Annotated in this window: 26 protein-coding genes; 7 read left to right on the top strand and 19 right to left on the bottom strand. The window is 68.1% G+C overall.

From position 1 onward, the window contains the following. Positions 1-54 precede the first annotated feature (54 nt). Positions 55-864, bottom strand: coding sequence for an S-methyl-5'-thioadenosine phosphorylase (locus AB0H61_RS06800; protein ID WP_357300244.1), 810 nt, complete (start codon positions 862-864; stop codon positions 55-57). Between the two features lie 412 nt (positions 865-1,276). On the opposite strand from AB0H61_RS06800, the gene AB0H61_RS06795 reads away from it, so the two are divergent. Next, positions 1,277-1,615: a metal-sensitive transcriptional regulator gene (locus tag AB0H61_RS06795; RefSeq protein WP_357300242.1), complete on the top strand. Its 339-nt coding sequence runs from the start codon at positions 1,277-1,279 to the stop codon at positions 1,613-1,615. Positions 1,616-1,619: 4 nt separating this feature from the next. Here AB0H61_RS06795 and AB0H61_RS06790 read toward each other — a convergent pair whose 3' ends face one another. Both AB0H61_RS06790 and AB0H61_RS06785 read right to left on the bottom strand, forming a co-directional pair. Beyond that, positions 1,620-2,123: an anthrone oxygenase family protein gene (locus AB0H61_RS06790; protein ID WP_357300240.1), complete on the bottom strand. Its 504-nt coding sequence runs from the start codon at positions 2,121-2,123 to the stop codon at positions 1,620-1,622. Then, on the bottom strand, positions 2,120-2,953 hold the full coding sequence (locus AB0H61_RS06785; protein WP_357300237.1) for an NAD(P)H-binding protein: 834 nt from the start codon (positions 2,951-2,953) through the stop codon (positions 2,120-2,122). Before AB0H61_RS06785 ends, AB0H61_RS06790 begins: the two co-directional genes overlap by 4 nt. A gap of 228 nt (positions 2,954-3,181) precedes the next feature. On the opposite strand from AB0H61_RS06785, the gene AB0H61_RS06780 reads away from it, so the two are divergent. Continuing rightward, positions 3,182-4,105, top strand: a complete 924-nt coding sequence (locus AB0H61_RS06780; protein WP_357300235.1) for a LysR substrate-binding domain-containing protein — start codon at positions 3,182-3,184, stop codon at positions 4,103-4,105. 31 nt (positions 4,106-4,136) lie between these two features. Here the strand turns inward: AB0H61_RS06780 and AB0H61_RS06775 are convergent, their stop codons facing one another. Beyond that, complete coding sequence (locus AB0H61_RS06775) at positions 4,137-5,075, bottom strand: transcriptional regulator (RefSeq protein ID WP_357300233.1); 939 nt, start codon at positions 5,073-5,075, stop codon at positions 4,137-4,139. Between the two features lie 514 nt (positions 5,076-5,589). Here AB0H61_RS06775 and AB0H61_RS06770 point away from each other — a divergent pair. Then, positions 5,590-5,916 carry a hypothetical protein gene (locus tag AB0H61_RS06770; RefSeq protein ID WP_357300231.1) on the top strand — a complete coding sequence of 109 codons (327 nt, stop codon included), beginning with the start codon at positions 5,590-5,592 and terminating at the stop codon, positions 5,914-5,916. Positions 5,917-6,056: 140 nt separating this feature from the next. On the opposite strand, the gene AB0H61_RS06765 is transcribed toward AB0H61_RS06770, so the two are convergent. The 5 genes from AB0H61_RS06765 to AB0H61_RS06745 all read right to left on the bottom strand — a co-directional run bounded on the left by AB0H61_RS06765 (position 6,057) and on the right by AB0H61_RS06745 (position 12,006). Continuing rightward, positions 6,057-6,941 (bottom strand): TAXI family TRAP transporter solute-binding subunit, encoded by an 885-nt coding sequence (locus AB0H61_RS06765; RefSeq protein WP_357300228.1) that lies wholly within the window; start codon positions 6,939-6,941, stop codon positions 6,057-6,059. Between the two features lie 238 nt (positions 6,942-7,179). After that, positions 7,180-8,829 (bottom strand): HAMP domain-containing sensor histidine kinase, encoded by a 1,650-nt coding sequence (locus AB0H61_RS06760; RefSeq protein ID WP_357300226.1) that lies wholly within the window; start codon positions 8,827-8,829, stop codon positions 7,180-7,182. A 31-nt stretch (positions 8,830-8,860) separates the two neighbouring features. Then, positions 8,861-9,520: a response regulator transcription factor gene (locus tag AB0H61_RS06755; protein WP_357300224.1), complete on the bottom strand. Its 660-nt coding sequence runs from the start codon at positions 9,518-9,520 to the stop codon at positions 8,861-8,863. 46 nt (positions 9,521-9,566) lie between these two features. Beyond that, positions 9,567-10,931 carry an MFS transporter gene (locus tag AB0H61_RS06750; RefSeq protein WP_357300222.1) on the bottom strand — a complete coding sequence of 455 codons (1,365 nt, stop codon included), beginning with the start codon at positions 10,929-10,931 and terminating at the stop codon, positions 9,567-9,569. 241 nt (positions 10,932-11,172) lie between these two features. Continuing rightward, the gene (locus tag AB0H61_RS06745) at positions 11,173-12,006 is read right to left on the bottom strand and encodes an LLM class F420-dependent oxidoreductase (RefSeq protein WP_357300221.1); all 834 of its coding nucleotides are present in this window, start codon (positions 12,004-12,006) and stop codon (positions 11,173-11,175) included. Between the two features lie 175 nt (positions 12,007-12,181). Here AB0H61_RS06745 and AB0H61_RS06740 point away from each other — a divergent pair, with 175 nt between their 5' ends. Then, complete coding sequence (locus AB0H61_RS06740) at positions 12,182-12,631, top strand: Hsp20/alpha crystallin family protein (RefSeq protein WP_357300576.1); 450 nt, start codon at positions 12,182-12,184, stop codon at positions 12,629-12,631. 105 nt (positions 12,632-12,736) lie between these two features. Here AB0H61_RS06740 and truA read toward each other — a convergent pair whose 3' ends face one another. From truA to infA, 8 genes are all read right to left on the bottom strand, one after another. Continuing rightward, positions 12,737-13,549 (bottom strand): tRNA pseudouridine(38-40) synthase TruA, encoded by an 813-nt coding sequence (truA, locus tag AB0H61_RS06735; protein ID WP_357300575.1) that lies wholly within the window; start codon positions 13,547-13,549, stop codon positions 12,737-12,739. A gap of 244 nt (positions 13,550-13,793) precedes the next feature. After that, positions 13,794-14,321 (bottom strand): 50S ribosomal protein L17, encoded by a 528-nt coding sequence (gene rplQ, locus AB0H61_RS06730; protein WP_357300220.1) that lies wholly within the window; start codon positions 14,319-14,321, stop codon positions 13,794-13,796. A 49-nt stretch (positions 14,322-14,370) separates the two neighbouring features. Continuing rightward, complete coding sequence (locus tag AB0H61_RS06725; protein ID WP_357300218.1) at positions 14,371-15,429, bottom strand: DNA-directed RNA polymerase subunit alpha; 1,059 nt, start codon at positions 15,427-15,429, stop codon at positions 14,371-14,373. A gap of 108 nt (positions 15,430-15,537) precedes the next feature. Further along, positions 15,538-16,143: a 30S ribosomal protein S4 gene (gene rpsD, locus AB0H61_RS06720; protein WP_357300216.1), complete on the bottom strand. Its 606-nt coding sequence runs from the start codon at positions 16,141-16,143 to the stop codon at positions 15,538-15,540. 20 nt (positions 16,144-16,163) lie between these two features. Continuing rightward, positions 16,164-16,577 carry a 30S ribosomal protein S11 gene (gene rpsK / locus AB0H61_RS06715; protein ID WP_011207365.1) on the bottom strand — a complete coding sequence of 138 codons (414 nt, stop codon included), beginning with the start codon at positions 16,575-16,577 and terminating at the stop codon, positions 16,164-16,166. Positions 16,578-16,586: 9 nt separating this feature from the next. Further along, positions 16,587-16,958 carry a 30S ribosomal protein S13 gene (gene rpsM / locus AB0H61_RS06710; RefSeq protein ID WP_357300214.1) on the bottom strand — a complete coding sequence of 124 codons (372 nt, stop codon included), beginning with the start codon at positions 16,956-16,958 and terminating at the stop codon, positions 16,587-16,589. 214 nt (positions 16,959-17,172) lie between these two features. Further along, positions 17,173-17,286 carry a 50S ribosomal protein L36 gene (gene rpmJ, locus AB0H61_RS06705; RefSeq protein ID WP_011207363.1) on the bottom strand — a complete coding sequence of 38 codons (114 nt, stop codon included), beginning with the start codon at positions 17,284-17,286 and terminating at the stop codon, positions 17,173-17,175. 118 nt (positions 17,287-17,404) lie between these two features. Then, positions 17,405-17,626, bottom strand: a complete 222-nt coding sequence (gene infA, locus AB0H61_RS06700; RefSeq protein ID WP_003418601.1) for a translation initiation factor IF-1 — start codon at positions 17,624-17,626, stop codon at positions 17,405-17,407. Between the two features lie 397 nt (positions 17,627-18,023). Between infA and AB0H61_RS06695 the strand changes: the two genes are divergently transcribed. Further along, entirely contained in the window at positions 18,024-22,802 is a 4,779-nt protein-coding gene (locus tag AB0H61_RS06695) for an AAA family ATPase (RefSeq protein ID WP_357300212.1), read from the top strand. Between the two features lie 122 nt (positions 22,803-22,924). Here the strand turns inward: AB0H61_RS06695 and AB0H61_RS06690 are convergent, their stop codons facing one another. Together AB0H61_RS06690 and AB0H61_RS06685 are read right to left on the bottom strand one after the other, a co-directional pair. Then, the gene (locus AB0H61_RS06690) at positions 22,925-23,398 is read right to left on the bottom strand and encodes a hypothetical protein (RefSeq protein WP_357300210.1); all 474 of its coding nucleotides are present in this window, start codon (positions 23,396-23,398) and stop codon (positions 22,925-22,927) included. 144 nt (positions 23,399-23,542) lie between these two features. Beyond that, a complete protein-coding gene (locus AB0H61_RS06685) occupies positions 23,543-23,854 on the bottom strand; it encodes a DUF4254 domain-containing protein (RefSeq protein ID WP_357300208.1) in 312 nt (103 codons plus the stop codon). 363 nt (positions 23,855-24,217) lie between these two features. Between AB0H61_RS06685 and AB0H61_RS06680 the strand changes: the two genes are divergently transcribed. Together AB0H61_RS06680 and AB0H61_RS06675 are read left to right on the top strand one after the other, a co-directional pair. Further along, positions 24,218-25,027, top strand: a complete 810-nt coding sequence (locus AB0H61_RS06680) for a GntR family transcriptional regulator (RefSeq protein ID WP_357300206.1) — start codon at positions 24,218-24,220, stop codon at positions 25,025-25,027. Positions 25,028-25,035: 8 nt separating this feature from the next. Beyond that, positions 25,036-25,638 (top strand): GNAT family N-acetyltransferase, encoded by a 603-nt coding sequence (locus AB0H61_RS06675; RefSeq protein WP_357300204.1) that lies wholly within the window; start codon positions 25,036-25,038, stop codon positions 25,636-25,638. Positions 25,639-25,642: the final 4 nt, after the last annotated feature.

Genomic DNA, 25,642 nt, shown 5'->3' with positions numbered 1-25,642 from the left:
ACCCCGCGTTCGCGCCGCGCCCGAGTTCCCGCACGGCTCGGGGAACTCCCTAGTTCACGGTAGTTCGAACGGCAGCGACACCCCGGTATGGACACGGCAACGATCGCAGGTGTCGGTCCCGGTCACCGCGGAGACCGAGCGGCGGATCAACTCCTTGAACGGTCCCAGGTTGCGCTTGAATTCGGCGAAGACGTCGACCGCGTGCACACCGGCGCCCTCTTCCAGGCCCGCATCCAGGTCGGTCACCAAAGCGACTGCGGCGTAGCACATTTCGAGTTCGCGGGCGAGTACGGCCTCCGGGTGACCGGTCATATTCACCAGGTCCCAGCCCTGCCCGGCGAACCAGCGGCTCTCGGCGCGGGTGGAGAAGCGCGGGCCCTGCACCACAACCATCGTGCCGCCCGCCTTCAACGGCAGCTCGTCGATTTCGGATTTGATCGCGGCGGAACGGAGTTCATCGCAGTACGGGTCGGCGAAGGACACATGCACGCCGCCACCGTCGAAGTAGGTCTGCGGACGCCCCGAGGTGCGATCGACCAGCTGATCCGGCACACCTACGGTGCCCGGCCCCCAGTCCGCGCGCAGGCTGCCGACCGCGCACGGCGCGAAGATCCGGCGCACCCCGAGCGACCGCAGCGCCCACATATTGGCCAAGTACGGCAGCGTATGCGGCGCGTACTCATGTTGCCTGCCGTGCCGCGGCAGGAACGCCACCGCCCGCCCCTCGACCTCGCCGATCGCGATCGGCGCGCTCGGCTTGCCGTACGGGGTGTCGACCTCGACATCGGTCGCGTCGTTGTCGAAGAAGTCGTAGAAGCCGCTGCCGCCGATGACGGCGAGCGCGGGACGGGGAAGCGAACTCATGCGCTAGATTCTCCCGTCCGCCCGTTCGGCTCACGCGACGGGCCCTCGACGCGCGCCGTCGAGTGACCCGGGTCACGGATAATCCCTCGGCCGGACCTGCCTTGCGGTTCGGCTGACCGGCGAATCGGCGGGAACCGGACGGTGTCGCCGATCCCGTCGAGCGGCGCGCCGTTCCCGGTGGCATTGTCATGTTGCCGCTCGGCGAATCGACGGCCCCGATTCAACTGCCGGGCGGTGTGGTGGTGATCGGCGGCATCGTCGCAGCCCGGCGGGGCGCCGAACGATGGCTGGCGTGACCGAACGGTGTCACGGCGAGCCCGGCACAGACCTGACAACACAATGGAATAATTGTACCCTAGGGGGGTATTGAACAGTAGGTCCGATACCCCGGCAGGCAGTGAGGAGAGATTCGGTGACATCCCCCGGAACGAGCACCACCCAGGACCAGTCCTGCCACGACGACCACGCCGCCCACGGCTACATCACCGCCAAGGACGACTACCTCAAGCGTCTGCGCCGTATCGAGGGACAGGCGCGCGGCCTCCAGCGGATGGTCGAGGAGGAAAAGTACTGCATCGACATCCTCACCCAGGTCTCCGCGATGACCAAGGCGCTACAGGCGGTCGCGATGGGTCTGCTGGAGGACCACATCAGCCACTGTGTGGTCGACGCGGCGGTCGTCGGTGGCCCCGAGGCCAACGCCAAGATCAAAGAGGCCACCGACGCCATCGCCCGCCTGGTCCGCTCCTGATTCGCTAGCGGACGGCGGTTCGTCCGCTCCGCAGCAGGGCCAGGGCGAAGCAGGCCAGCGCCGCGGTGTTGGCCAGCGCGCGGGCGATGTTCCAGCCGACCCAGGGGTCCTCGAAGTCGTCGCGCACCACGGCCGGATCCGCCAGGGCGGCCGGATCGCCCGCGGCGGCAAGTTGGTCGTTGAGCGGGACGTTGGCGCCACTGGTGATCAGGAACATCACCAGGTAGCAGGCGAAGCCGGCGATGGCCCAATACCGCACCCGCGGATCGCCGGTCTTCCAGTTCGTGACGACAGCGGCGAATGCCGCCGCCAGCCCGCCCGTGAAGATGGTCAGGAATACCGGGTTGAGGATGACGGCGTTGATGTTCTGCATGACCTCGACGTAGGTGCGATCACCGCTCCGGCGCAGGCCCGGCATCACCGCGTAGGCGAATCCGGCGAACAGCCCCGCGGTCAGTCCGGCCGTGACCGCCGCGATGATCAGCGAGACCGAGCGAGCCGCTCTCACGGCGCGTCCCAAATACCCGTGGCAGCAGCAGTTTTCGCGTACTCCGCGAAGTCCCGCGCGGGACGGCCGAGTGCGCGCTCGACGCCGTCGCTCACCTGCGCGTTGCGGCCGTCGAGCACGGTGGTGAACAGGTAGATGAGGAAGTCCACGAACTCGGCGGGCACACCCTCGTCGGTCAGCGCGGCGGCGTAGTCCTCGGGTGACACCTGCACGTAATCGATGGAACGACCGGCGGCCGCGGCCATTTCGGCGACCGCCTCCGCGAAGGTGAGCAACCGCGGACCGGTCACCTCATAGACCTGACCCGCGTGCCCGTCCTCGGTCAGCGCCACCACCGCGACCTCCGCCACATCGTCCACGTCGATGAACGGCTCGGGCACCGCGCCCACCGGCAGCACCAATTGCCCGGCCCGCACCGGCTCCAGGAAGTTGCCCTCGCTGAAGTTCTGCGCGAAGAAACTGGACCGCACCACCGTCACGTCGGCGTCCAACTCGAACAGCGCCTGCTCGGCGGCCCGCGCCTCCTCCTCGCCGCGACCCGACAGCAACACCAGCCGCCGCACCCCGGCCGCGACCGCCACCTCACCGAAGGCGCGCACCGCCTCCGGCGCACCCGGCACCGCCAGATCAGGCTGGAAGGCGATGTACACGGCGGTGATTCCGGCCACCGCGGGCGCCCAGGTCGGTGCGTCGTCCCAGTCGAAAGGCACCTCGGCCGCCCGTGATCCGGCCCGCACCCGTAGGCCGCGTTCCCGCAATCGCCGGGCCACGCGGGCCCCGGTCTTGCCGGTCGCGCCGAGGACGAGCACGTGCTCCGGAGTCTCACTCATCAACAAATCCTTATCTGTCGGAAGACAACTGCGCGTGCCCGGCGGCTGAACCGGGCACTAGCTAGAGGATCGGCAGTGCGACGCCGCGGAACAATGGCGTCTTCGGCAACGACCGTTTAGATTCGCTCAACGTTCGCGAGTTCGGCCCGGCCAGGAACAAATCCGGGGCCGCGGCGGTAGATACGAGAACCTCGAGGTACGAGGCGAACTGATCGAGACGGAGCAGCAATGGAACGGTATGAGATCGAAGCCGTCCTGACGCTGGCCGACGAATTGCACTTCGGGCGCGCGGCCGAGCGTTTGCGGGTGTCGACGGGCCGGGTCAGCCAGACCATCCAGGCCCTGGAACGGCGCATCGGCGCCCCGCTGTTCGAACGAACCAGCCGCAGAGTGAGTTTGACTCCCGTCGGTGCGCAATTCGCCGACGAACTCCGGCCCGCATACGACCTGATTCGGCAGGCGATCGAGCGCGCCACCTCCGCGGGCCGGGGCATACCGGGCGTCCTCGAGGTCGGGTTCACGGGCGCGGGCGCGGGCCAATTCGTGATGGAGGCCGCCGAGACCTTCGGCCGCAAGCACCCGGGCACGGAGGTGCGGATCCGGGAGCTGCCGCTCTTCGAGAGCGTGGCCGCCCTGCGCAACGACCTGGTCGACGTGGCGCTGGTGTGTTATCCCGTCGCGGATCCGGATCTGACCGTCGGACCGGTATTGCGGGCCCTGCCGCGCATGCTCGTCCTCCCGCTCACCCACCCGCTCGCCCGGCGCACCGCACTGACGCAAGAGGATCTGGCCGACATCACGCTGATCGGCGCGCCCACCGAACTGCCCGCGATCGTGCTGGACGACCGCATTCCGCAGTTCACCCCGAGTGGCCGCCCGATCCGGCACGGCGAGCCCGCCGACACCTTCCAGGAGGCGATCAGTTTGGTCGGCGCGGGCAAGGGCGGTTTCATCGTCGGAGACGAAGGCTCCTGCTTCCGCGGCTATCCCGGCATCACCTACCTGCCCATCGAAGACGGCCCACCGCTACAAGGCCGACTTACCTGGCGCACCTCCCGGGAAACAGGCCGCATCAAGGCCTTTCACGAAGCGGCCCTGGCGGTGAGCCAAAGCCATTGCCGTACATCGGAAGTAGAGACGATCAGTGGCTGATGGACGCAGTAGTGGCGGAGGTCAACGGTTTCTAGTCGTTGATGGTGCGGCCTTTCCTTCGGGCGGAGGCCGTTGCGGGGCCCACGATCTCATCCATGAGCATTCGGAGAGTCAGCGAATGTTTTTCGGGTGGTAGCGCGTCCAGCGCCGCTCGCGCCAACTTCACACCCTCGGCCCGATCGCCGTCGCGAACCAGCATCAGCCCCTGGTGCATGGCCAGGTGCGTGCGGAACCGTGGCAGCGACTCCGGGAGGTCCGCCCTCGCGGCCTCCTGCGCTGCCACGGCAACCCGTTCGTCGCCGAGACGCGCGGCCAGCAATGAAAGAAAGACGTTCACCCGCCACCAAGGGACCGCGTAGTCGCTGGCTTGATCGTCGGACCCGGAGCGGTCGAATTCCCTTCGGCCGGTGTCGATCAGCCCGCGTGCATGTGCTTTGTCACCCTGGAGCGCGGCGGCATGAGCCTTGCCCCACAGGGCGTTGAGCCGCCCCGAACTCGGGCGATCATTGATAGCCAAGGCCTGGTCGGCGAACTGGTGCGCCGGCAGGGCCGCACCTTCGTAACCCAGCGCAATCGCGGCGCGTCCACGGACCCATACCCGGATATCTGTGTCTTCCGATCGATCGGCCGCTTCGGCGGCCATCGAATACCAGTTGATCGCCTTGCGGCCGTCGCTACCTGGAAAGGTCTTGGCGTACAACGTCATCAGCCGCGCAGCTATGGCCCACATCCGTGGTGTGTCCAGTTGTTGTTGCAACACAATCATGTCGGCCGCCAACCGCCGTTGGATCTCGGCGGCTCCGGCGCTCATGTAGTCGTGGCCGTACCTGACGAGTCGGCCTTCCCATTCCTCGATACCCGGTGCCGAAGGCCGCAGACGAGCGGAGAAACCTTGTGTGAGCAGGTCGGACGCGACTACAGGTGCGATGGTCGTGGCGGCTAGGTGGCTCAAGAATTCGCGCCTGTTCACATTTGCCTCCAACAACTCGGTTGGACAATCCAGCACCGCCGCGAGGTGACGCATCCAAAAGCCCGAGGGTTCCGTCAGATTGGACTCCCAGCGGCGGGAAATGTACTCACGACTGATGTTGGCACCGGATGCCTTGCACAATTCATCGGCCAACCGTCCCTGCGACCAACCCTTAGCCAAGCGAAGGTGGCGGATAAGATCGCCGGTCCCGCTGCTCATACTTCGATCATTCCCCGCCCGCAGCGGGGAGGAAAGCAATATGGCCCTCGCCCGGCACGGATGCCACCCCCCATGCCACTACCCGGCAGTTTCCGCTGCGTGAGAACGAAGTCATGCGCGATGCCACGGCTGTTGCCACTGCAACGCACGAGGTACCGGCGACATGGTTGTAGTCGGTACCCGGTGCCGGGCTGGCCGTCCAGGAGTGGGCCGATCGGACCGCGCCCCCTGAATCGTCCCGATGCCGGGGTGTCGAGTCCTCCGGCATCGGGCGCACGAACGACGAGGTGGTGTAATGCAGCGAGATCGGTTGCGCGCCAGCGAATCACCGGATGGACGGAAGATCGCTACCTGGCGTCTGAGGCACCGCGATTGCCAGGTGCTCAACTTCCAGAACCGGGCGGACGCATCGATGGCCTACCGGTGGCCGAGCGGGATGGCATTTCCGTCGGCGCTACCGGGCCTCGTGGTCCTGGACAGTCTGCCGAACTTGTGGGAGGTGCGTGATGCGTTCGCCGGTCACGTCGATCTGTGGGACGCCGTCCGCGCGGACTACTGGGCTGCCTTGTTGGATGGGACAGACCCTTCGTCGACCTCCGCAGGGCATCGCTGTGATGTCTGAGATCGAGCGTGGGCGAAGGCACGAGATCGCGCCGGAAGTCCGGGCGATGCCCGGAGACCGCCAGCGATCAACCATTTTCGCCGAGCTCTGATTCGACTGTGCCGCGGGAACGGCCGGACCGGTGCGAGAACCGCGACCGCTCAGCCGTGTTTGCTCCGGTAGATATCGGCCGCGCCGGAGTGGAGCGGGACGGTGCCGGTGCCGATGAGCGAACGGGTGTCGAGGAATTGGGTGCCTGCGGCTTCGGCGGGGACCAGTGCGTCCACGCGGGTGACCAGCAGGTCGACGATCGCGGCGGCCGCAGCATCGGGGAGTGCGGCGGTGGCGAGGAGGAGGTTCGCTATGCCGATGGTGTGTACGGCGGCGGTGTCGGGGTAGGCGTCGGTGGGGATCTCGACGCGGTCGTATACCTGCCCGAAGTGTTCGCGCAGTGGCCGGGCCAGTTCGCCGAGGTCGATGAGCCGCATCTTCAACGGCACCTCGAGCGCCGCGGTCGGCACCCCGCCTGCCCACAACAGGGCGTCGACGGCGCCGGAATCCAATGCCGCCACCGCCTCCCGCAGTGGGCGATGTTCGATCGTCACGTCCACCGCCGGATCCAGCCCGGCCGCGCGCAGGATCCGCTCCCCGGTCAGCGCCGCACCGGAACCCGTGGCGCCCAGATTCACGCGGGCGCCACGTAGATCCGCCACCCGGCGGATCGAGCTGTCGGTCCGCACCGCCAGCTGCAGATAGTTTTCGTACACCCGACCGAGCGCCAGGTAGGTACCGGCCGCCCCGGGCACCGAATCCGCCAGCGCCAGTGCGGCATCCACCTCACCATTGGCAAGCATGGCCAGATTCGCCTGCGACCCCGAGGTCGCGACCGGCTCGATCCGCACCGTCCCCGCTCGCGCCGCCACCTCCGCCAACAACCGCGCGAACGCGTGATAAAGCCCGCCGACCTCCCCCGACGCCAACCGTACCGTCGCGATCCCCCGATCCGCGCCACACCCCACCGCCGCGGCCGCCACCCCACCGACCATCAGCCTCAGAAACCCGCGCCGCCCCGTCATCGCCCTACGCCGCAAAATCGATACGCCGCACGCATTTCCGCCCGCACCACATGATCCGGCCAGGGGGACGCCCGCATCGCACTCCGCGGCGCACACGCCACCGACTTCGCATCGAGACCGGACGGCCGAAGCCCGGCCAACACGAGCGCGGCACGCCAATCCGTGCGCGCCATCGATCCCCTGTATGCAGCCGGTGAGCGATGGCGGATCATGAGCGGCCTGCTGCGGGAAAGCGCATGGTGACCGAAAGGCCCTGCGGGGAAACGGATTCGATGTGCAGAGTGCCGCCGCGGGATTGGGTGAGAGCGGCGGCGATGGGTAGGCCGAGGCCGGAGCCGCCCGGGGCGGCGGTGGCGCCACGGAAGAATCGCGTCGTGAGCTGATCGATTTCGGTGGGGGCGACGCCCGCGCCATTGTCGCGGATGGTGATGGTGATCCAGTCGGGTTCGGCGGTCACGGTGATGACGGTTCGGGCGCCGAGCCCGGCGTAGCGGCAGGAATTGCTCAGCGGCACATCCAGTATCTGCGCCAGCACGTCGGCGGAGACGGCTGTGTCGGCGTGGTCGGCGGCGGGTTCGGTGCGCAGTTCCAAGCCCGCGGCCTCGTAGGCGGAGTGCCACGCGTCGGCGCGGTCGGCGACCACCTGCACGGCGTCGCAGTGATTTTCGGTGTCCTCCGCGGCGAAGGCCGCGGGTGTTTCGGCCACGGCCAGGGCTAGTAGACCGTCGAGCAGCGCGGTCAGTCGCTCGACCTCGGCGCTGGCACCACGGAAGGTCGACGTGGCGCTTTCCGGTATTGCGGGTTCGAGTGAGTCGAGGCGAATGGTCAATGCCGCCAGCGGGTTACGCATGGCGTGTGCGGTGTCGGCGACGAGCTGGCGTTGCGCGTCGGCCGAATCGGCGACGGCCAATGCCATGGCGTCGAATGATTCCGCGACGGCCCGCATCTCGGGCGGTCCACCGTAGCGACGGGCAATCGAGACCGGCCCGGTGCGTACACCCTCCGAACGCATTTCAGGTGCTCCGCCGGAATCATCGGCGATCAAATCGGCACCATCGGAACGCGCTGGTGCTCCGCCCGGTTGGCCGGCAGTAGCGACTGGACCGGTCGGCGCACCTTCGGAATGCGATGCAGATACTCCGCCCGGGTGGTCGGCGAGCGAGCCGGGGCCTGTGCGCTCACCTTCGGAACGCCTTCGAGGTGCTCCGGAAGCGGGCGCGGTACGCGCCGCCGCGGCCCGCGGTTTCGGCAGCGTCGCGGTCAATTCGGCCACCGCGGCGGAGAGCGCGGCCAATGGCCGCAACACCCAGCGACTCAACGTCAGCGCGAGCAGCGTGAAGACCACCATGGCGACGATGGCGCCCGCCGCGATCACCGCCCACGCCGTGGCGATATCGGAGCGGGCACGCGCGGTCGACGCCTCGATCACCACCGCGCCGTTGACCTGCACCCCGGTGCCGACCGGCCGGGCCACCAACATGGTCGGCGCGCTCCACGGGGTGAGCCGCTGCACCGGATCCGGCCGCTGATTGCGGCGCGCGGCCGCCACGGCGGCGGCGATATCCGTATCACCCACGCGCACACCGGCGTTCACCGTGGTCGCGCCCCGCGCATCCACCACCAGGACGTTCTCCCCGTACAACTCGTGATACCGGCCGATCTCCTCGGCCAGCGCCCGGCTGTCCCCATCGGCGACCGCCGCGTCGGCGAGCGTGGCGAACCGATCGGCATCCCCATTGCGCCCCAGCACCAGTTCCTGCGTCCGGCTGGTCGCATAGGTCAGCGACAGCGGCACCGCGAACGCGAATACCGCCATTGCCGCGAACACGGTCAGCGCTATCAGCAGCCGACGCCGCATCGCGGCCCCCTCCGCTCGATCGGCACGCCCGTCACTCGCCCCACCGGTATCCATAACCGCGGATGGTGTGGATCAGTCCGGGCCGGTTCAACTTCGCGCGTAGCGCCGTCATGTGTACGTCCAACGAGCGCGACACCGCGACGAACGCGTCTCCCCACACCCGATCCATCAGCTGCTGTCTGCTGACCGCAGCTCCCGGACGCTCCACCAGGACCTCGACCAGCTCGAACTCCTTGGGGGTGAGGGTGATTCGCTCGCCGCCGACCTCGACGACGCGTGTCGCGAGATCCACCCGCACATCCCCGGTGACCACCGCCGATGGTGTCGGCCGCGCCGAGACCGCCGCCCGCCGCAGCACCGTCTCCAGGCGGGCCATCAATTCCGCGATGCGTGGCGGTTTCACCAGATAGTCGTCGGCGCCGCCGCGCAGTCCGCGCACAATGGAGCGTTCATCGCTGCGGGCGGTCAGGATGAGCACAGGCACCGAGCTCACCTCGCGCAGCTGACGCAGAATATGCAGCCCGTCCGCATCGGGCAGGCCGAGGTCCAGGATGACGGCGTCGTACCCGCGATGGTCCAGCAAGAGATCGGACCCCCGGCGCTTGCGCTCGGCCCGGTAGCCGCGGGCATTGAGCGCCTCGACCAGCGCATCGCCCACGCCGTCGTCGTCCTCGACCACCGCAAGCCGCACGCGCCGATCCTCCCACGGTGGGTGGATCGGCGCGGGTACGGGGCGGTCAGAAGCGCGCGGCGACCGGCTCACGATCCGGCTCCACCGTGCCCGCCTCGACGGCATCGGCGTCGATGGTTGACTCGGCCGAGGTCTCGCGCATGAAGTAGTAGGTGACCAGCGAGATCGCGATACAGCCCGCCACATACCAGAAGTACAGCGACTCGTGACCCGCCTTCTTCAGCGCCAGCGCGATCATCTCCGCGGTGCCGCCGAAGATGGCGACGGTCAGCGCGTAGGGCAACCCGACGCCGAGCGCGCGGATCTTCGTCGGGAACAGCTCGGCCTTCACGATCGCGTTGATCGAGGTGTAGCCGGTGATGACGACCAGTGCCAGCATCATCAGCCCGAAGGCGGCGAACGCATTGCCGGTGTGCGCGAGCAGCGTCATGATCGGCACGGTCAGCAGGGTGCCGCTGACACCGAAGAAGATGAGCAGCTTGCGGCGGCCGATCCGATCGGAGAGCCCACCGGCCAGTGGCTGCAACACCACGAAGACCAGCAGCGCGATGAAGTTGATCCAGGCCACCGTGCCCTTGGAGATGCCGGAGGTATTGATCATGAACTTCTGCATATAGGTGGTGTAGGTGTAGAAGGCCACCGTTCCGCCCATGGTCAGACCCACCACCAGCAGGCATTCCCGCGGGTACTGCAGCAGCACCCGCAGCGAGCCGCGCTTGCTCTCGGCCTGTTCGCCCGCGGCCGCGGCACGGAACGATTCCGATTCGTCCATCCCGCGCCGCAGCAGCATGACCACGATCGCACCGCAGGCGCCGATCAGGAATGGGATCCGCCAACCCCAGGCGTGCATCTGCGCCGAGGTGAGGATCTGTTGCAGCACGATCTGCACGCCGAGCGCGGTCAGCTGTCCGGCCACCAGCGTCACGTACTGGAAGCTGGAGTAGAAACCACGCCGGCCCGCCGAGGCCACCTCGGACAGATATGTTGCGCTGGTGGCGTATTCGCCGCCGACCGAGAGTCCCTGTAGCAGGCGGGCCAGCAGCAGGAGCACCGGCGCGGCGATGCCGATGGTCGAGTAGCCCGGTGTCAGCGCGATCAGCAGCGAGCCCGCCGCCATCACGGTCACCGAGAGGGTCAGCGCGGCGCGGCGGCCGAATCGGTCGGCGTAGCGTCCGAGCGCCCAGCCGCCGATCGGCCGCATCAGGAAGCCGACCGCGAAAACCGCGGCGGTGGACAGCAACTGCGCGGTCGCGTCGCCCTCCGGGAAGAATGCCTTGGCGAAGTACACGCTGAACGCCGCGTAGACGTACCAGTCGTACCACTCGACCAGGTTGCCGATGGAACCGCGCAACACGTTCGCGACCACCCGGCGCTCGCCGTCGGACCCTGGCTTCGACTGTGTAGTAGTCACTCGAAATCTCCTTCTTCGACGCGTCTTTGCGCCCGTTGGAGACGAGTGTGTCGGCAGTCACAGCCGGTTCGGAAGCGTGCGGCCGGTTTCCTAACAGTTCCTTAGGACTGTCGCTCCGGCCGGTCAGGGGTGCTTCAGCACCCGCGTGGCTACCCTGAGCGATGCGTCCTCGGCCCGCGCCACCCGATAACCCTCGGGCGGCGCGGAAACCGGAACATCTTTCACATCACGCGGCGGCCGGTCACTTCTTTGTCGGCAATTCCGCGGCCAGCGCGCGCAGCGCGGCCAGGTAGTCGGCGTTCAGTGCCTGGATCGCGACATGGTCGGCGCCCGCGTCCAGATGCGAGAGCACCGCGGCCGCGACGGCGGCGGGTGTGCCGTGCGCCGCCAGCGCGTCGACCAGCCGATCGCTGCCCGGCTGTGCCAGATCGTCATCGGTGTAGCCGAGACGGCGCAGGTTCGCGACGTAATTCTCCAGCCCCAGGTAGAGGCCGAGCACCGGACGCCCCACGGCGCGTGCCCGCTCCGGATCGTCGTCCACGACCACCTTCTGCTCGGGCGCCAGTAAGGCGCCGCCGAGCACGTCGCGCGCACCCCTGGTGTGTGCCGGGGTGACCAGGTACGGCAGCGCCCCGGCGGTCCGGTCCCGGGCCAGCTTCAGGACCCGCGGCCCCAGGGCCGCCAGCGCCCTGCGTCCCTTCGGCACCTCCGCCGCGTCCAGTTCATCGAGGTAGTCGACGAGCGCGTCGTAGGGCTTGCGGTAGTCGGCGCCGTTCAGTTCCGGATGGCCCGCACCGATGCCGAGCAGGAACCGACCGGGGAAGCGCTCGTCGATCCGATGGAACGACGCCGCCACCTCCTTCACCGGAGCCGACCAGATGTTCACGATGCTGGTCGCCACCGTGATCGATTCCGTTGCCGCGAGCAGGGATTCGACCCCGGTCAGGTCGGCGGGCGGTGAGCTGCCGAGCCACAGCGTGCCGTACCCAAGCTCCTCCAACTCGCGCGCTTCCTCCGGGGTGAACCCCTGGTGGCCGCGCCACACACCGAATCTGCCGAGACTGTCGAATGTCATGTCCGGAACGAACCCACCGCCACCCCATTCGTATTCCGGCCGCCCGCCCGGCACCGCACCGGCCCGCGAAGTACGGTTAGCACTCTCATGCCATGAGTGCTAATTTGGGTACTGCACAGCTCCGGCGTCCGCCGCCGTGGCGGGCGTCATCGTTCATGAAATGGAGGTGATTGCTGTGCTCCGGTTCGATCCATTCCATGACATCGACACCGTGGCTCGCCAACTGCTCGGCGAGACCGTGGGGACCGCGCGTGCACCGCGATTCATGCCGATGGATCTGTTCAAGGCGGGCGACCACTACGTCCTCAATGCCGATCTACCAGGGGTCGATCCCGGCTCGGTGGACGTCAACGTGGACAACGGCACCCTGACTCTGCGCGCCCAGCGCAGCGCACCGAGCGACGAGAACGTTCAGTGGATCGCCTCCGAGCGGTTCAGCGGAACGTATATGCGCCAGCTGAGCCTGGGCGACAATGTCGATGCCGACAAGATCAGCGCCACATACAACAACGGCGTGCTGTCGGTGACGCTTCCGATCGCCGAGCGGGCCAAGCCGCGCCGCATCGAGATCTCGGGAGCCGGGCAGCAGCCCAGGACGATCGAGGCTGGTTCATCGTCGAGCTAGCCGAGCTCTATCACGCTCCCGCGCCGCACCCGGTCGCGATCACGCGGTGCGGGAGCCACCTGCCTTCCTGCGACCGCGGCCATCTCCGATTGCCCCGATCACCGGTCAGCCGCCGCAACAACCCACGTCATCGCCGGGGACCGAACGCATTTCCCGCGTCTGGATATTGCGCGCGGCGAGGTCGGCGTCATCGGGATAGTCGACGGCGATCAGGCTCAGGCCGTGCGCGGGGGCGACGGTCACCGAACTCGAGCGCTCGGTTTCGCGTAGCAGGTCGCCGACCCACTCCGGGCTCCGGCGCCCCTCCCCCACCGCAAGCACCGCACCGACCAGGCTGCGGACCATGGACCAGCAGAACGCATCGGCACTGACATAGGCGACGAGCAGATCACCGTCGCGCTGCCAGTCGAAGCGCTGCAATTCGCGCACGGTGGTCGCGCCCTCACGGCGGCGGCAGAAGGCCGCGAAATTATGCAGGCCCAACAGTTTTCGAGATGCCTCGCGCATGGCATCGAGATCGACGGTGCTGCGACACGGGACCACACTGCGCGCCAGCAGCGGTTCCGCACCGTAGGGTGCGGTGGTCAGCCGGTAGGCGTAGTGGCGGCGGATTGCCGAGAAGCGGGCATCGAATTCCGGCGGCGCGGGCCGAGCATCCTTGATGCGCACGTCTTTCGGCAGGAATCGCGCCATCCGGTGCACCAGCTTGGGCCCGTCGAATTCGGCGGTGAGGTCGAAGTGCGCGACCTGCCCCTCGGCGTGCACACCCGCATCGGTGCGCCCGGCGACGGTGAGCTGGATCGGCTCGCGGTACACCTTGCTCAGCGAGTCTTCGAGTACGCCTTGCACGGTACGTAGTCCGGGTTGACGAGCCCAGCCGATGAAATCGGTTCCGTCGTACGAGATATCGAGCCGCACCCGAATCGTCGGACGCGCGACGACCTCGGCCGATGCCGAATCCCGCTCCGGCTCAGCCGAATCCACTCCGATGTCACCGGTCCCGTTATCCCGGTGAACGCCGGGATCCAGCGCTGGGCTTTCGCCCGGCTGACGGATGGTGTCCGAATCCTCCACGCTCACAACGATCTCCTGGTCGACACGAACGAGCCCGCCAACCCGGGAGCGGGTTGGCGGGCTCGTTCGAGAACTCCAACGCGGTGCGTCAGGCGTCCTTCTTGTCCTCTGCGGCCTCGTCGGCAGCCGGGGCCTCGGCTTCGGCGGTCTCGGCGACGACCTCGTCGGCGGTCTCCTCGACAACCTCGGCGGCCGGAGCGGCCTCGGCCTTCTGCGACGCGGCAACGCGACGAGCACGATCGGCCTCGTTGGTCACGGTCTTCTCCCGGACCAGCTCGATAACCGCCATCGGCGCGTTGTCACCCTTGCGGGGCAGCGTCTTGGTGATACGGGTGTAGCCACCTTCACGGCCCTCGAACGAGGGGCCGATCGAGGCGAAGAGCTCGTGCACCACGTCCTTGTTGCGGATGACCTTGAGCACCTCGCGACGGTCGGCCAGGGTGCCGCCCTTCGCCTTGGTGACAAGCTTCTCGGCGTAGGGGCGCAGCGCCTTGGCCTTGGCCTCGGTGGTCGTGATCCGACCGTGCTCGAAGAGCGCCGTGGCCAGATTGGCGAAGATCGCCTTCTGGTGCGACGCCGACCCGCCGAAGCGGGCACCCTTCTTGGGCTTGGGCATTGTTGGTTCTCCTTGAGTAAGGCCGGGCCGGGGTGCCTACCCCGACGGCCTAGAGCTGTTCGGTCTCGGCGTAGTCCTGCTCGCCACCGTCGGTGTCACTGAACGTGCCGCTGTCGCTCCACGTTCCGGTGCTCGCGTCGTAACCCACCACGGAGGACGGGTCGAACGACGCCGGGCTGTCCTTCAGCGAGAGGCCGAGCGCATGCAGCTTGACCTTGACCTCGTCGATGGACTTCTGGCCGAAGTTACGGATGTCCAGCAGGTCCGACTCGGTGCGGGCGACGAGCTCGCCCACCGTGTGCACACCCTCGCGCTTGAGGCAGTTGTAGGACCGGACGGTGAGGTCCAGATCCTCGATCGGCAGACCGAACGAGGCGATGTGATCCGCCTCGGCCGGCGAGGGGCCGATCTCGATGCCCTCGGCTTCGATGTTCAGCTCACGAGCCAGGCCGAAGAGTTCGACCAGGGTCTTGCCCGCCGAGGCGAGCGCGTCCCGCGCGCTGATGGAGTTCTTGGTCTCCACGTCGAGGATGAGACGGTCGAAGTCGGTGCGCTGCTCGACACGGGTGGCCTCGACCTTGTAGGTCACCTTGAGCACCGGCGAGTAGATCGAATCCACCGGGATCCGGCCGATTTCCGCGCCGGACGCCTTGTTCTGCACCGCCGGGACGTAACCGCGACCGCGCTCGACGACGAGCTCGATCTCCAGCTTGCCCTTGTCGTTCAGGGTGGCGATGTGCATATCCGGGTTGTGCACGACAACACCGGCGGGCGGCACGATGTCACCGGCGGTGACGGTGCCCGGCCCCTGCTTACGCACGTACATCGTGACCGGCTCGTCCTCCTCCGAGGACACGACCAGACCCTTGAGGTTCAGGATGATGTCGGTGACATCTTCCTTCACGCCGGGAACGGTGGTGAACTCGTGCAGGACGCCGTCGATACGGATGCTCGTGACCGCGGCCCCCGGAATCGAGGACAGCAGGGTACGACGCAGTGAGTTGCCGAGGGTGTAACCAAAGCCCGGCTCGAGGGGTTCGATGGTGAACTTCGAGCGGTTCTCGGCGACGACCTCTTCGGTCAGCGTCGGGCGCTGTGAAATCAGCATTGGGATCTTCCTCCTCTACGGACGCCCACTATTTGACGCCCACGTTATGGGGATTGTGCGAGATCGCCCGACCAGCGAGCGATCACACACCAGCAGCGCGAAAGCTGATTACTTCGAGTAGTACTCGACGATCAGCTGTTCCTGCAGCGGCACATCGATCTGGGCGCGCTCGGGAACCTGGTGCACCAGAATCCGCAGACGGCCCGGGATCACCTGCAGCCAGCCCGGAACCGGGCGGTCGCCGACGGTCTCACGCGCCACCTGGAACGGCAGCGAACCCAGCGACTTCTCCTTGACATCGATGATGTCGTACTGGGTCACCTGGAAGCTGGGAACGTTCACGGCCCGGTTGTTCACCAGGAAGTGGCCGTGGCTGACCAGCTGGCGAGCCTGGCGACGGGTACGCGCCAGACCGGCGCGGTACACGACGTTGTCCAGACGGCACTCGAGCAGACGCAGCAGGTTGTCACCGGTCTTGCCCTTGAGGCGGTTGGCCTCTTCGTAGTACCGGCGGAACTGCTTCTCCATGACGCCGTAGGAGAAGCGAGCCTTCTGCTTCTCCTGCAGCTGGAGCAGGTACTCGCTCTCCTTGATCCGCGCGCGGCCGTGCTGGCCGGGCGGGTAGGGACGACGCTCGAACGCCTGGTCGCCGCCGACGAGGTCGACGCGCAGACGACGCGACTTGCGGGTGATGGGGCCTGTATAACGAGCCATTTTTCGCTATTCCTTTCCCGCTAGACGCGACGCCGCTTGGGCGGACGGCAGCCGTTGTGCGGCTGCGGGGTGACATCGGAGATCGTGCCCACCTCGAGGCCGGCGGCCTGCAGCGAACGGATCGCGGTCTCACGGCCCGAACCCGGGCCCTTGACGAACACGTCGACCTTCTTGACGCCGTGCTCCTGCGCCTTGCGGGCGGCGTTCTCGGCAGCGAGCTGCGCGGCGAACGGGGTCGACTTACGCGAACCCTTGAAGCCGACGTGACCCGAGGACGCCCAGGAGATGACGTTGCCGTTGGGGTCGGTGATCGACACGATCGTGTTGTTGAACGTGCTCTTGATGTGCGCGTTGCCGTGCGGGACGTTCTTCTTATCCCGGCGACGCGACTTCTGGGTCTTCTTGGGGCCGGAGGCCCTGCTCTTCGGAGGCATGCGCTATCCCTACTTCTTCTTGCCTGCGACGGTGCGCTTCGGGCCCTTGCGGGTGCGCGCATTGGTCTTGGTCCGCTGGCCGCGCACGGGCAGGCCACGACGGTGGCGCAGACCCTGGTAGCAGCCGATCTCGATCTTGCGACGAATGTCGGCCTGCACCTCGCGGCGCAGGTCACCCTCGACCTTGAGAGCGGAGCCCTCGATGTAGTCACGCAGCTGCGTGACCTGCTCGTCGCTGAGGTCCTTCGAACGCAGGTCCGGGCTGATGCCGGTGGCCTCCAGGATCTCCTTGGAGCGGGTACGGCCGATGCCGAAAATGTAGGTCAGCGCGATCTCCATGCGCTTTTCGCGCGGGAGATCAACACCCATGAGACGTGCCATGGTGGCAGTTCCTTAACTGTTGCGGAGGTCTGCTCCCTGTCCGTCCCCTCGTCTTGGTGGGGCACCGGCCTCCGTACCGGTGGTTGGCTCGCACGCCTCGGGGGTGAACCCGAATTTCCACAGCGTGCGGCTGGAGCTGGGAGTTCTTCTTTGTTGCCAATCCGAACCGCGTTCGGTGCTTGGCTGGTGACCGACCGGGGTTACCCGGCTCCGATCAGCCCTGACGCTGCTTGTGGCGCAGGTTGTCGCAGATCACCATGACCCGGCCGTGACGGCGGATCACCTTGCACTTCTCGCAGATCTTCTTGACGCTCGGCTGAACCTTCACGTCCGTCCAATCTTGTTGTGGTTCACACAGGTGTGAACACAGTTTTTCCCCAGTCGGCGACTGGGGAAGTCTCTGTGGCGACGGGCTGACCCGTCGGGGTGAAACGCGCGGGGCGCGATCACTTGTAGCGGTAAACGATCCGGCCGCGGGACAGGTCGTAGGGCGACAGCTCGACGACAACCCGGTCCTCGGGAAGGATGCGAATGTAGTGCTGCCGCATCTTTCCGCTGATGTGCGCGAGAACCTTGTGCCCGTTCTCGAGCTCGATCCGGAACATCGCATTGGGCAGCGGCTCGACAACTCGACCCTCGACCTCGATGGCCCCGTCCTTCTTCGCCATGTCCTCCGCGATCCCGGTTCATTGAGTCGGCGCCGCCGCTCAAACCTGGTTTGATTGTTCGGTGTCTGCTTGTATGGACTCCGGCGGGTTGGCACCCGACCGGTGGCATGCAAACAGTCGGCGCATAGTTGCACCGCCGCTCCAGCTTACCGGGAGGCGCCGGATCCGGCAAAAATGCACCACGGGAAGCAGGACTTTCCAGGGGTCTTGCGGCCCCGATTCCCTACCCACCACCGGCGGGTCCCTACCCATCGTAGGCGGGGGTCGGTCACGTAAACTGACCTCGGTCCATGAACCGGTCGAGCAGATCTTAGGGGGACGTCGTGAGACAGCGCAGTGAGCGAGCCGCGCGCACCGCGCCCTTTGACCCGACGGACCCGAATACCGAGGTGTGGTCGTGAGTCGTAATAACGACGGCCTGCCCATGCTGCCGCCGTGGCTGTCCGAGAGCGATGTCACCAGCGGTTACGAGGCTCCGGTCCAGAATCTGCCACACGACGACATCATCGATGACGCACCGGCGCCGCGCCGCAAGGGCGGGAAGTCGGCGGCGCCCGAGGGCGGCAGGCCGGACCCGAACTCGGCGCCGGGCCGCAAGGACAAGAGGCGTCGCCTGTTCGGTGGACGCGATAGGGGCGAGCACGCCGAGGAGCAGTCGGGCGCCGGTTCGCGCGAATCGCGGCCGGACGAGGCGCGCCGGGATGCGCCCGATGCCAGGCGCGAACCCCGTGACAAGGGACGTCGCATCGAGGCACGCCCGGACGATGCCTGGTCGCAGCCGGGACCGGGCAGACCGGATCCCCGCACCGACGATCCGTGGCAGGGGCGCGGGCCCGAGGCGAGGCCGCACGATCCCTGGCCCGATGCGTCGCACCCCGGTGGCCCGAACGCGCAGCGCCCCGATGCCAGGCGCGAAGACCCGCAGGGCCGTGCCGGTGGGCGCGCCCCGCAGCAGGATGCGCCCGGCGGCCAGCCCCTGGGTCGGCAGCCGCACCCGGACGGTTCGCACCCCGACAATTCCTGGCAGTCCGGCCCGCAACGCCGCGACGCCCCGGCGGGCCTGCCCACCCGGCAGCCGAGCACCCCCTCGGCGGGCTTCCAGCCCCTCGGCACCACGGGTGCGCCCACGGCCCCACCCGCACCGCACGGTCCGGCCGATCCGAACCCACCGGCGTCCAACGAAGCGACAACGCGCTACCAGCGCACCCACCCGGACCTCCCCCCGGTACCTCCCACGCACCCCGGTGCCGACCGCGCGCGCGAATTCGATGGCCTGCCACCGGGACCGGACGGACGCCCACCCCTACCCGGCCCGCCGCCCGGCGCACCCACCACGGGTGAACGCCCGACACCGCACCTCGCCCCCGGCGACCCGAGCCGACCCACCGCGCCCGGCGGGGAATCACCGCGCCGCGCCCCCATCACCGGCGAACGCCCGGCCCAGCCCGGCGCACCTGTGACCGGCGAACGCCCCGTGCAGCCCGGCGCACCCACCACCGGCGAACGACCTACATCGCAGGGCACCGGCCCCGCCGATCACGCATCCCGCGAGCACAACGGCCTGCCGCCCGCACCCGCGCGTCCAGATCTTCCCGGCCCGCCGCCGGGGATCCCGGCCGCTGGTGAACGCCCCGCCCAGCCCGGCCAACCCACCACCGGCGGACACCCGGCCCAGCCCGGCATCGGCGGACACACCGCTACGCCAAGCGCACAACCCGGGACGCCCTCCGTGGGCGAACGCCTCCTTCCACCCGACCAGGGCGGGCAGCCGGGGACCGGCGAACGACCTACATCGCAGGGCACCGGCCCGGCCGATCACGCATCCCGCGAGCACTCCGGCCTGCCGCCCGCACCCGCGCGCCCGGATCTGCCGGGGGCGACCGGCGAACGCCCGACCGTGCCCGGCCCCCAGACGGAGGCGCCGCCCGCGGACGAACGTCTGCTCCCACCCGGCGTCGGTGAACAGTCGACACAGATCGGGGCCGGTGGGCTGGCGGGCGGATCCGACTCCTCATCGGCCGCGGGCGGCGAGCACCCGGCACGCGAATTCGACAGCGCGCCACCGTGGTTGGCTCCCCCGGCGGCCGATCACGGCCGCCCCGGTGACCCCGATGCGGCATCCTCGACGGCGCCGTCGACCGGCGATCCCGCTGCCCGAGTATCGACGCCCGGCGATTCGGCCGGCGGCGAGCAGCCCTCGTCCTATACGTCGTCCTCCCCCGGCACCGGCGCACCCACCTTCGGAAACGCCCCGAACGGTGCGCCCGCATGGCTGACCGGCGGCAGTGGCGACGATCGACCGGCCATCGATCGGCCGTCGGGTGACGAATCTGCCAGCGGTACAAGCACATCCGGATCCACGACAAGCGCCCAGGACGCGGCTCGAACCGTCGGCGCGGATCCGGTGTCGGCCACGCCCGGACATACTTCCGCCGGACCCCGCGACGCACACTCCGGAGCATCGGATGAATCCGGTTCCGGCACAGACTCGCCCGCAGAACTGTACGGTGCGGACTCCGCCGCCGAGGCTCTGGCATCCGGCCGATCCCAGTACGGGCCGATCCCGCCCGACCACGGCGCAACCTCGGGGACAAGCGGCGAACCCGCCCCGGAAGCAAGCACATCCGTGGGATCGTCCGGGACCCAACCAGATTCATCGAACACCGGTTACGGCGCTCCGGTCGCACCCGACCGCCCTCAGTACGGGCCGATCGCACCCGACCTCGAGCAGAATCCCGATACCGCGACGCAGGCATCCGGCGAGTACGCCTCCGACGCAACGGGATACCGCGACGCCACGGCACCCATCTCCGACGCACCGGGGCGGTCCGGGTACGGACCGATCCCCGCCTCCGGCGGACGGCATCGGCTGTCGTCGGAGGGCGACGAGGACGAGATTCCGGACAGGCACACCGACGATCCAGATCATCCCGGGTCGGGCCGGGGCGGCGACACATCGACTGTGCCGACGTATGGGCCGATGTCGGGCAGCGATCAACCGGGCGGATCCACCGGTTACGGACCCGCGCCGGGCGCGAATGACCCGGGCTACGGGCCGATGCCCGGGCATGGGTCGAGCGAACAGCCTTGGAATGCAACGCCTTATGCGCCACAGCCGGTGGCCGAGTACGGACCGGGTACACCCGGGACAGCCGGATACGGACCGGTGCCAGTCGGCGAACCGGGAACGAACCCAACCGGATACGGCCCCAACGGACCGGCAACCGGGCACGGGCCAGGCGAACAGCCCTGGAATACAACGGCTTACGGACCACACGGTGCGGCCGAGCACAGGCCCGGCGCGGCGGGCCCGTCCGGCGACGGACCGATGCCGGGAACAGGGTCGACCGGATATGGGCCGAGCGGACCGACGACCGGGCACGGACCGAGCGAACAGCCTAGGAACGCAACGGCTTACGGCCCACAGGGTACGACCCCCGCTGGCTCCGAAGGGACAGCAGGCGCATCCGGCAATGGACCGATGCCGGACGGCGCACCGGGAACAGGCCCGACTGGATATGGGCCGAGCGGACCGACGACCGGGCACGGACCGAGCGAACAGCCTTGGAACGCAACGGCTTACGGTCCGCAGGGCACAACCTCGACCGGCCCCGAAGGGGCAGCGGGTTATGGGCCGGTGCCCGGCGCGCAGTCGGGTGGTGTGGGTTCCGGTGCGACCGAGTACGGCTCGGGCGCGCAGGGCGGGCCGCGCGGTGGCGAGCAGCAGTCCGCACCGGGTGGCCCCGACGCGCAGGGGTGGAATGCCGCTGCCTACGGACCGCAGGCGGCCGAAGGCCGAGTTCCGGGGGCGCCTGGCGAGCAGGGCTGGAATGCTGGTGCGTACGCGCAGCCCGGGGGTGCGCATCGAGCGCCTGTCAGCGATTCCCTGGCGCCTGGTGAACGACGCGACCCTGGAGTATTCGCGCAACCCGCTGCGGCGCAGCAAGCCCCGATCGGCGACCAACCCGGACCCGGCGAACGACGCGATCCGGGAGTATTCGCACAACAGCCCGGAACGCAACGAGCACCGCTCGGTGATCAGCCCGGTGCGGGTGAGCGGCGGGATCCGGCTGGATTCGCGCAGCCGGGGAATCAGGGTGTGGAGGGCGGACCGCAGGGTGCGACCGAGCCGCCGTGGAATTCGGGTGGGCAAGGGCAGCAGGGCGGCCCGGGATATGGGCAGCCCGCAGCGGGTCCGGCCGGGCAGTGGGGCACGCCGCAGCCGCAGTATCAGCAGGGTGGACACCCGCACCCCTCGCTCGACGATGTTCCGTTGCGGCGAGCCAAGAAGTCGCCGGGCAGCGGATGGCGCAAGGCCGTTCACCACGTGTCGGGCGGTGCGATCAATCCGGGCATGTCCGCGGAGGAGCGCCGACTGCAGGAACTGGTCGCGCGGATCCGGCAACCGGTCCGCGGCGATTATCGGATCGCGGTGCTCTCGCTGAAGGGCGGCGTCGGAAAGACCACGACCACCATGGGTTTGGGCTCCATCTTCGCCTCCGTCCGTGGCGACCGGGTGATCGCGGTGGACGCCAACCCGGACTTCGGCACGCTCTCCCAGCGGGTGCCGCTCCAGACCAGGTCGACCGTGCGCGACCTGCTGCTGGATCCGGCTATCGAACGCTACTCGGATGTGCGCAGGCATACGTCCCAGGCCACCAGCCGCCTGGAAGTGCTTGCCAGTGAGCGTGACCCGGCCGCGTCGGAAGCCTTCAACGACGAGGAGTACCGGGCCGTCGCGCGCATTCTGCAGCGCTTCTACAACATCATCCTGACCGACTGCGGTACCGGCCTGATGCATTCGGCCATGACGGGTGTCCTCGACCTGGCGCATTCGCTGGTGCTGATCTCCTCGGCGGCCATCGACGGCGCCCGCAGCGCCGCGGCCACCCTGGACTGGTTGTCCCTGCACGGGCACGACCATCTCGTCCGCAACGCCGTCGTCGTCATCAATCTGCCCCGCGAGGGGTCCCCCAATGTCGGCATCCAGCAGTTGCGCGAGTACTTCCTCTCGCGCTGCCGCGCCGTCCACATCATCCCCTACGACTCGCATCTGTCCGAGGGCGCCGAAATCGACCTGCACCGCCTCAGCAAGCAGGCCAAGCGCGCCTATGTGGAGTTGGCCGCGACCGTCGCCGATGAATTCGGCGTCGACCACCGCCGCTACCCCATTTAGCCCGACGCTGGTCGTCGGCGAAGTCGTGGCCCCCGAACCCGGGGCCCGCGACTTCGCCGCGCGACACGGGAATTCGCACTGCCACGGCAATTCGCACTGCCGACGATCCGGTACCGGACGACCTATCCGATCGGCAGGCAGCCGGACCCGAGATCGAGTCCGGTGCCGACGTTCACCGTGGCCGAACCCTCCGATTCCGGCGTGTAATTGCCGCCGACGTACTCGGCCCGCACCGGGTGACTCCCGGTTGTCGTTGGCTTCCAGTCGATATCGGCGGTCATCGACACGCCGGTGGTCGGTGTCGCCTTGTGCACCGTCGGGGTAACGCTGCCGAGGAACGTCGCGTTGTCCCAGAACTCCACCGGCGGAATGTGACTGCCGAGTCCGAGGGCCGAGCTGCCCGCCACCGTGGCCGCGAGCGGGACCGTGCAGCCGGTGGCGGCGCGCCCGAGACCGACACCGTGGTGGTGACGTCGCCGGACGCGCCGAGGGCCGGGCACGATCAGCGAGATCACACCCACTGCGGCGAGGGCGACACAAACCGCAGCGCCGGAACGGAACTGACGGCGACGGGCATCGAAATATGTGGTGGACAAGATATTCGACTCCTGCGATCGGACCCAGAACGGCAACCGATCCGGTGTCGGAACCACATCACCACATGGCAAGATGCCGATTCACTGCGGAACCGATGCGGAAAAACCATTACAGGTAACGGCATTTCGTCGCGGAAGGTCGGTTCACCACTCCGGCAGGCGGCGCCGACCCGCGAGTATGTCGCGAATCAGGTCGTCGTATGCGTCGGCCAGCTCGGCCAGGTGGTGCCACGCGCTGTGCAATAGTTCGTCGTGCGCGTCAAGGGTCATCAACGCGTGGTGCGCGCGGACCGAGGATTCGGCGAGCCGGTCGATGACCGAACCTACGGTCTCGGTGTGCAGGGTCGCACCCAGCCGATGCTGGGGCACGCTGCGGGCCACCCAGTCGTCGATCGCCATCACCAATTCGCTGCGGCGCCGCTGAATTTCGAGCATCACGGTAGGATCGGTGCTCACCGAGCCACCCCGTCCGATCAGCCGTCTTTCATGCAGAACCGCAAGATCCCGGGCAAACCACAGCAGCGGACCACCGACGACCCGATGCCCGCGACACGCCCGGACGAGTAGGTCAGAGGTGGGCAGTAGTCCGGGAGTCATGGACTGCACTGCCGTATCGACACACCGCTGTGTGCCGGGGAGAGCCATTACGACCGTAGATGAATCCGAACCTGCCACGTTGCCTCGCCGTTCATCGCCGCACAACACCGGATCAGGACGTTCATTACAATAAACCTCTGAAGGCAACTGTCAAGCGTTAACGGGCCGTAGGGAGTCACGAAGAGTACACTTCGTTACCTGCATGACCAACCGAGGAGCAAGATGGCGGACGGTCCGACGTATCACCGGATCGCAGACCTCCTCCGCGAGGAGATCCGCGCAGGCAAGTGGAATCCAGGAGATCGGCTACCCAGTTACACCGAATTGGCCGATCAAATGCAGGTCTCGATCACGACTGCCCGCAATGCCATTCAAGTACTTGTCACCGAAAATCTCGTCTACACCGCTACTTCCCGCGGCACCATCGTCCGAAACCAGGAAGTGCTGGAATCCGTGGTCACCGACCACATCGGCCCCGACCGGCCGCAGTCCGCACACGACATCTTCGAGGAAATCGCGCGTGCGGCCCACCGGGAACCGGCCAAGGAGTTCAGCGCGAGAATGGAGCCCGCCACCCCGGAGGTGGCGCGCTGGCTGGGCGTGCCCGAGCACTCGTGGGTGCTGGCCCGCACCGTGGTGCAGTACCTGGACAACGAACCGTGGTCCTGGGAGGTCAGCTTCTACCCGCGGGATCTGGCCGAGGCCACCGGAATCGACTCCCCCCACGACATACCCGAGGGCACCACGCGGCGACTAGCTGACCGCGGACACGCCGAAACCGCTCACCGCGACACCCTTGTCGCGCGACCCGCCGGCGCGGAGGAGGCCATTGTGCTCGGCGTCGCCACCGGCACCATCCTGCTCGATCATCTCCGGATCGGCGCCAATCACGAGCGGGTCACCAGGGCCACCCGGCACCGCTCCATCGCGACCCGCAACCGGCTGGCCTACGAACTCGGCGATGCCGAGGGCACCGAGCTCATCCGGCAAACCCTGGGCGCCAGTTACCGACCCGGCATCTCGCTGCCATGACCGCGGCGATGACCACCGTGATCCGCCAGGCCACCATCGGCGACCTCGGATTGATCTGCCGACTACGCGTGCAACGCACCGCCTGGCTGACCGCCCGCGGTTCGGATCAGTGGACGGTCGCCGGACGCGGTCTGCCGATCGAGATCTTCGCCCGCACGGTGGGCCGCTCGCTGGACGCGAGCGAGACCTGGATCGCCGAGGTGGACGGCGAGCCCGCGGGCACCATCACCGTTAACGACCGGGCCGACCCCGGCCTGTGGGCAGGCTGGGAACTCGACGACGCGGTGATCGCGCACTTCATGATCGTCGACCTGCGCTTCGCCGGACAGCGCATCGGCAACCGGCTACTCGCGCACGCCGGAATGCTTGCCCAGCAGCAGGATCGGGCCTGGGTCCGGCTCGATGCCTGGACCACCAATACCGGACTGCACGACTACTACCGGCGCGCCGGTTTCCGCTTGGCGCGCATCGCGGGACCGGCGGCCAGCGGGCCTTCCCGCGCGCTGTTCGAACGGCTGGCCGACAGCTGGGCGCTGGACCGGCCGTTCCCGGTGCCCTCCGCCCTGAAACCCGGTGTGCCGATACTCGGTCCCGCGCCCCACCCCAACTGACGAC

The sequence above is a fragment of the Nocardia sp. NPDC050710 genome, from assembly GCF_040654375.1.
Classification (GTDB): domain Bacteria; phylum Actinomycetota; class Actinomycetes; order Mycobacteriales; family Mycobacteriaceae; genus Nocardia.
Note: the sequence above shows the minus strand (reverse complement) of the source record. Positions and strands in the feature narration are given on the sequence as shown.

Coding starts and splice junctions, on each gene's coding strand:
- AB0H61_RS06725 (WP_357300218.1), bottom strand. CDS start 15,429: ATGCTGATTTCACAGCGCCCGACGCTGACCGAAGAGGTCGTCGCCGAG.
- AB0H61_RS06680 (WP_357300206.1), top strand. CDS start 24,218: ATGGCGGACGGTCCGACGTATCACCGGATCGCAGACCTCCTCCGCGAG.
- rpsD (WP_357300216.1), bottom strand. CDS start 16,143: ATGGCTCGTTATACAGGCCCCATCACCCGCAAGTCGCGTCGTCTGCGC.
- rpsK (WP_011207365.1), bottom strand. CDS start 16,577: ATGCCTCCGAAGAGCAGGGCCTCCGGCCCCAAGAAGACCCAGAAGTCG.
- AB0H61_RS06800 (WP_357300244.1), bottom strand. CDS start 864: ATGAGTTCGCTTCCCCGTCCCGCGCTCGCCGTCATCGGCGGCAGCGGC.
- AB0H61_RS06675 (WP_357300204.1), top strand. CDS start 25,036: ATGACCACCGTGATCCGCCAGGCCACCATCGGCGACCTCGGATTGATC.
- AB0H61_RS06745 (WP_357300221.1), bottom strand. CDS start 12,006: ATGACATTCGACAGTCTCGGCAGATTCGGTGTGTGGCGCGGCCACCAG.
- AB0H61_RS06765 (WP_357300228.1), bottom strand. CDS start 6,941: ATGGTCGGTGGGGTGGCGGCCGCGGCGGTGGGGTGTGGCGCGGATCGG.
- rplQ (WP_357300220.1), bottom strand. CDS start 14,321: ATGCCCAAGCCCAAGAAGGGTGCCCGCTTCGGCGGGTCGGCGTCGCAC.
- AB0H61_RS06785 (WP_357300237.1), bottom strand. CDS start 2,953: ATGAGTGAGACTCCGGAGCACGTGCTCGTCCTCGGCGCGACCGGCAAG.
- AB0H61_RS06770 (WP_357300231.1), top strand. CDS start 5,590: ATGCAGCGAGATCGGTTGCGCGCCAGCGAATCACCGGATGGACGGAAG.
- infA (WP_003418601.1), bottom strand. CDS start 17,626: ATGGCGAAGAAGGACGGGGCCATCGAGGTCGAGGGTCGAGTTGTCGAG.
- AB0H61_RS06760 (WP_357300226.1), bottom strand. CDS start 8,829: ATGCGGCGTCGGCTGCTGATAGCGCTGACCGTGTTCGCGGCAATGGCG.
- AB0H61_RS06780 (WP_357300235.1), top strand. CDS start 3,182: ATGGAACGGTATGAGATCGAAGCCGTCCTGACGCTGGCCGACGAATTG.
- rpsM (WP_357300214.1), bottom strand. CDS start 16,958: ATGGCACGTCTCATGGGTGTTGATCTCCCGCGCGAAAAGCGCATGGAG.